Genomic DNA, 5,577 nt, shown 5'->3' with positions numbered 1-5,577 from the left:
AACAACCGCGAGAGAGGTGGTGTGCCCACTTGACAGAACCTGCTGATGGATGACCCTCGTTCGTAATACTTTTGTCCAAATACAAAAGGGTCGCTGAAATTTGTTATTTCAGCGACCCATCCCTTCAAACATCCTGATTAAAGATCAAAAAGCGCCAGCCCCTCCTCTGGTATCGGCAACTACTAATTCACCTTTCATTTTGTCTTTCCCGTGAATGGTGCAATAGAAGACATCCCAGCTGCCTGAAAAATCTTTTCCTACCGAAGGGGTAAATTTGAGCTGGACTGTCTTGCCTGGCTCCACTATCCACCCGGTGGCATCTCCATCATTGACCTTCTCCGCTTCTCCAGTGACCACTACATCCATTGCCTTGAATGCTTTCGAGACAAAGGAATGATTAGTGTGGTTTTCGTTTTTTAAAATGATCACGTTTTCCTCACCAGCCGCCATCGAAAAACCGGGAGTCCCGGTCCCGGAGGAGCTACCTGAAATTTGGTAGCCGTTGTCCTTAATCATGACATTAATCGTGGAGCCTGCAACCGCCAGCGTGGATCCAAACATCACCAGAAACATTGTGCCCAAAATGTAAGTTAGGCCTTTAGGAATGTAAATCATAAAGACTCCTTGGTAAAAGATTAATTCGGTAAATAAAATATCCTACAATCTGAAATAATCAAGACCTGTGCCAATATCTCAGGAAAAGATCACTTTGATTTTTCAGGAAAGAAAATTTTCTTGCATAAGGAAGTGATGCAAAAATCCTCAATTTGGTATAGGAGAAATGTCGCGCTTGGCATCATTTGGCGATTGGAGTCTGTCGATGAGAGTTTCCACCGCCTGACATTTATCTTCATCTCCATGCGTTGTGGTTTTACCTTGCCACTTGGAAGAACCGGGTTTCGGCCCGGTAGCCGAGGTCCTTTTGTTTCGGCAAAAGGACCCAAAACCATTTCCGCCCAAGTCGGCACATGAAATCGTTCTGACGCAAGCCACGGAGTAGCGGACCAACTCGCCGGGCTCAGACAAGGTCCGCTCTTTGATTTGAGCGTCAGCCCGATGAGCCGACTTGCAGGCAGTGAGTTATTAGAGGATTTCAGGTGGAGGCTCTGGTAATTGCAAAGTAGCCAAAAGTATAGGGGGTCAGGTCAGCGGCTGGATTCGCTTCATTTGCCTATGCTTGTTGGCAATGCCCGCCCGACTTGGAAGGTCATGAGGTCTTTTCCTTTGATGATGGGTCCTGAGAAAAATCGGCGGGCTTGAGCCACGACGTTCGACCGGTCGGCAGCTTCATAGAAATGCGAAAGAACAAGTTTTTTGACCTTGGCCTTTTCCGCTACTTTTCCACATTCTTCCGCATGCATATGCGATCCACCGGGCTGATGAGACGAAAAAGAGCAATCCAAAATAGCCACATCAGCATCTCGGCAGAGACTCACGAGATTTTGAGAAGCCATGGCATCTCCCGAAAAGGCCGCTGACCGGCCCTGATACTCCAGACGATAGCCGAGACAAGTCTGTTGATCAGAATGGGTCATGGGCAATGGCGTGATCCGGGTGGCGCCAATCGAAAATGGCTGATTATTGACTTCCTGAAGAGTGACCCGAAAGGGAGTTTTTGAAAAATTGGGGAATGTCCGGAACATCGCCCGAAAGAGTCGCTTGGTCCCGGGTGGACCATAAATGGTGAGGTCTGGTCGAACGGCCGCGAACTTTGAATGGCACACGGCATCAAAGAAAAATGGTATAAAATCCGAAAAGTGATCCGCATGGTAATGGGTAAAAAGTAGGTGTTGGATCGTATGGCGATCCACACCGGTTTTCAGTAAATTAGAGAGCGTTCGTGGACCGAAATCAAGTAGAATAGGCCGGTCCGTTTGAAAAAGGTACCCGGCAGCTCCCCGAGTGGGATGGATATTGGTGCCGGAGCCTAAGATGGTAACCTGCATGAGAATGCTCGCCTTATTTCACTCAGAAACTGATATTAATTAGCCCTTTGAATTGATGCCAAGCCCCACCCAAACACAACCGGAGGAAACCAATCGCGCTATTAATCCGTTTGTCGGATTGCTAGGGCTTGGTTTGATCGTAGCAGCCATTTGGATATGGAATCATCTGACCTTCGACACTCAGGATTACATCACCGATGAGATCCTACCCATACTTGGAGGCGTTCTCGTGCTGGGGATAAGCGTATGGATTGGCACAAAAAAATGGCGAGCTCGCAAAGAGCGCCTTCAGCTTCGTGATCGACTCCTCCAACGCTTTCAAAAAGAACCCTCAAACCAAAAACGGCGAGATCTTGCCTTTACCCTCATTGAAGTGAACCAATTCGAGGCCGAGGGATTGGACACAGTTACCGAACCGATGGCGGAACTCTTTATTTGGACATTGAAGACGGCCATAGGTGACAAACAACATCGCATACGAGGAATGTCAGCCAGTTACCTGGGAATTCTGAAACATCACCCCTCAATCCCCTTATTGATTCGGGCGTTGGAAGATGACCATGCCCATGTGCGAGCCTGTGCCGCCTTAGCCCTGGGCCGCATGCGGGCTCAAGAGGCGAAGGCGAAACTGGAAGAAAAGATGAAAGAAGACTGGGACCAGACCGTCCGCAGCCGCTCAAAAGAAGCGTTAGAACGAATACGATAGAGAGCTTCCCCCTCTTTGACCATCAATTAAGCTCCCGATTCAATGCCGCCTGATCAGTGTCGGTAAAGCGATACCCCTTGTTCATCAACACCTGCATCCCCTCCATCAGGAATTTGAATTGAACCTCATGGCGAATACTTTCGAACAGACCCGTCAGGGCTATGACATACCCTCCATGGGGGAGTCCATCAAGGTACGGTAACCCGAAAGCTTCCAGGACATCCTGAATTTCTTGCGCACTATATTCCTGGTTATCATCCCCATCTCCCACTAAAGCCATTTGATAGAAGGTGAGGCTGAGGGAGAGCCGTTGTTGCGTGTTCCCAAAGGCCTCCCTGGCCTGCTCCAACCCCTCGGGAAAGAGCTTCCCACAATCGTAATTAAGCCCTGTTTGTGAGAGGGGGGAGAAATGAATGCGCTCAACCTCCGGGCGGGGTTTCTTTTTCAAATGTTGATAAAAATACACCGTACAGGAATCGGCGATTGCAAATTCCTGTTTATCTTTTCCGATTTGAGCGCCGATGTGTTGAGTGAAGCCTTGAAAGACATCCGTTCCGGGTGAGGCCCATGCAGTAGCCTGCAATCCCTGCTCCCAAGAACCCCCAGCGAGTCCAATAATGAGAAGAACAGTACAAAGATGATGGTTCAAACTTGATTCCCCCTGGCAAATGATAGATTCTCATAGTATAGCACCGGAAGGAAACGGATAAGAATGAATCTTCTGCGGTTTCCTGTACATAGTCTGATAGAAAAGGCCATGGCGTTTTGAATAAAAACTACCCAAACGCCTCTTCGGCATCGTGCAAAACGATGAACTCCCAAACGATTTTTACTTCAAGTCTTTGCAGAATTTCATGGTAAAATAAAAAAATGATCGTTCAATCCATCACCATCCAAGGGCATATCATTGATTCACTGATCTTAGCGAAGGTCCTGGATGCGATTGTCATGTTGGGGGGAACCTTTACCCTCTCTGAAGTGACGGTAGGAACCCGACGGGAGGACACGTCACATGCCACCATCCTGATTGAAGCTCCTACTAGGGAGTTACTACAGGAAATCCTGAAAACCATTCAGCCCCATGGGGCAGTGATTGAAACCGAGGAAGACTGCACGGTTGAGCCAGCCCCGGCTGATGGAATTTTACCTGAGGATTTTTACGCGACCTCTCACCTGTCCACTCAAATACGGTGGCAGGGAAACTGGATCGATGTCCCGCAACCCGAAATGGATGTGGCCATCATACTCAAGACCTCTCCACTTTCCGCCCGGATGGTTTCCATGGGCTCGGTGGAAAAAGGCGACCTGGTCGTCACGGGACGAAAAGGGGTTCGGGTGTTTCCACTGGAACGACCAAAAGAACGGGATGTGTTCGGTTTCATGGAAGCCCAGGTTTCTTCCGAACGTCCTCACCACCATATCATCGCAGACGTGGCCAAACGGATGAAGGCCATTCAACAACAACGAAAAGATGGCAAGGGGTCCGGTAAGGTGTTATTTGCCGGTGGTCCGGCCATCATCCATGCGGGAGGACGGGAAGCCCTGGCCTGGATCATCGAAGCGGGATACATCCATGTGCTCTTTTGCGGGAATGCCCTGGCCGCTCACGACATGGAAGCGAGCCTGTACGGAACGTCATTGGGATACAATTTGGGTATTGGCCGTTCCGTGCCTCACGGACATGAGCACCACCTTCGCACGATCAATCGTATACGGGCCTTGGGAAGCATTCAAAAAGCTATCGAAAGTGGATTAATCAAAGAAGGAATCATGGCCGCCTGCATACGACAGCGGGTCCAGATGGTGCTGGCCGGGACCATTCGCGACGACGGCCCCTTGCCGGGCGTCATTACCGATTCCATTCAAGCCCAAGAGGCCATGCGCGCCGCCATTCCCGGCGTGGGGTTAGCCTTGTTGGTGGCCTCCACCCTGCATGCCGTGGCGACTGGAAATTTGCTCCCGGCGTCATCACCAACCGTCTGTGTCGATATCAATCCTGCCGTTCCCACAAAACTGAGTGACCGTGGAAGCTTTCAAGCCGTCGGACTCGTGATGGATTCTTCTTCGTTTTTATGGGAATTGGCTCGCGAACTTGGTTGGAAAGGATAGCAGGATACCAATACCATGAGCCGTTTATTGATGTGCCCCCCGGATTATTTTGGTATCGAATATGAAATTAATCCATGGATGAGAGTGTCGAATCAATCCAATGGAGATCGCGCCAGGGCACAATGGAAAACGCTGACCCAGGTACTGGAAAACGAGGTAGGAGCCAAACTTGAATTCATGGAACCGGTACCAAAACTACCTGATTTGGTGTTTACCGCCAATGCGGGTGTCATCCACGAGGGCAAGGCGGTTCCCAGCCAATTCCGCCACCCGGAACGGCAGGGTGAGGAACGGCATTTCATTGATTGGTTCACCAGGAAGGGCTATGAAGTCATCAACCTTGACCCCGACATAAACTTTGAAGGGGCCGGAGACTTATTGGGATTTCGGGATTTCTGGATCGGCGGCTACCGGCAACGTAGTGATATCCGCGCCTATGTCCAGTTGTCAGAAATTTTCCAGAAAGAAATCATGCCTGTCGAATTGGTGGATCAACGGTTTTACCATCTGGATACCTGCTTTTGTCCCCTCAGTGGAGGAGAGCTCCTCTACTTTCCTTCCTGTTTCGATACGTACGCCCAAACCGTGCTGGCTTCCCGCATAAAACAGGACAAACGATTTGAAGTCCCATCCCAGGAAGGCGAGCGGTTTGCCTGCAATGCTGTGTGCATTGATCGCCATGTCGTGCTGCCGACCGGATGCCCGGAAACGATGGAATGGTTACACAAACGGGGCTACATCACCCATCCAGTTGAACTGGATGAATTCCTCAAGGCCGGTGGCTCCGCCAAATGCCTGACTCTGGCGCTGGATTAA

At 50.0% G+C, this 5,577-nt stretch carries 6 protein-coding genes; 3 read left to right on the top strand and 3 right to left on the bottom strand.

The features are described from left to right. Positions 1–144 precede the first annotated feature (144 nt). The gene (locus AAH187_RS18585) at positions 145–615 is read right to left on the bottom strand and encodes a cupredoxin domain-containing protein (RefSeq protein WP_342349982.1); all 471 of its coding nucleotides are present in this window, start codon (positions 613–615) and stop codon (positions 145–147) included. Positions 616–1,163: 548 nt separating this feature from the next. Then, positions 1,164–1,946, bottom strand: a complete 783-nt coding sequence (locus AAH187_RS18580) for a ribonuclease Z (RefSeq protein ID WP_342349981.1) — start codon at positions 1,944–1,946, stop codon at positions 1,164–1,166. Positions 1,947–2,001: 55 nt separating this feature from the next. Here AAH187_RS18580 and AAH187_RS18575 point away from each other — a divergent pair, with 55 nt between their 5' ends. Further along, a complete protein-coding gene (locus AAH187_RS18575) occupies positions 2,002–2,652 on the top strand; it encodes a HEAT repeat domain-containing protein (RefSeq protein WP_342349980.1) in 651 nt (216 codons plus the stop codon). A gap of 22 nt (positions 2,653–2,674) precedes the next feature. On the opposite strand, the gene AAH187_RS18570 is transcribed toward AAH187_RS18575, so the two are convergent. Further along, complete coding sequence (locus tag AAH187_RS18570) at positions 2,675–3,301, bottom strand: hypothetical protein (protein ID WP_342349979.1); 627 nt, start codon at positions 3,299–3,301, stop codon at positions 2,675–2,677. A 221-nt stretch (positions 3,302–3,522) separates the two neighbouring features. On the opposite strand from AAH187_RS18570, the gene AAH187_RS18565 reads away from it, so the two are divergent. Further along, positions 3,523–4,761 (top strand): TIGR00300 family protein, encoded by a 1,239-nt coding sequence (locus AAH187_RS18565; RefSeq protein ID WP_342349978.1) that lies wholly within the window; start codon positions 3,523–3,525, stop codon positions 4,759–4,761. A 15-nt stretch (positions 4,762–4,776) separates the two neighbouring features. Then, positions 4,777–5,577: an arginine deiminase-related protein gene (locus tag AAH187_RS18560; RefSeq protein WP_342349977.1), complete on the top strand. Its 801-nt coding sequence runs from the start codon at positions 4,777–4,779 to the stop codon at positions 5,575–5,577.

This window comes from uncultured Nitrospira sp. (assembly GCA_902500695.1).
Lineage (GTDB): Bacteria > Nitrospirota > Nitrospiria > Nitrospirales > UBA8639 > Nitrospira_E.
This window is presented reverse-complemented; position numbering and strand designations above follow the sequence as displayed.

Bases quoted from the DNA above. Each gene is read 5' to 3' on its own strand.
- AAH187_RS18585 (WP_342349982.1), bottom strand. From the start codon at position 615: ATGATTTACATTCCTAAAGGCCTAACTTACATTTTGGGCACAATGTTT.
- AAH187_RS18580 (WP_342349981.1), bottom strand. From the start codon at position 1,946: ATGCAGGTTACCATCTTAGGCTCCGGCACCAATATCCATCCCACTCGG.
- AAH187_RS18575 (WP_342349980.1), top strand. From the start codon at position 2,002: ATGCCAAGCCCCACCCAAACACAACCGGAGGAAACCAATCGCGCTATT.
- AAH187_RS18565 (WP_342349978.1), top strand. From the start codon at position 3,523: ATGATCGTTCAATCCATCACCATCCAAGGGCATATCATTGATTCACTG.
- AAH187_RS18560 (WP_342349977.1), top strand. From the start codon at position 4,777: ATGAGCCGTTTATTGATGTGCCCCCCGGATTATTTTGGTATCGAATAT.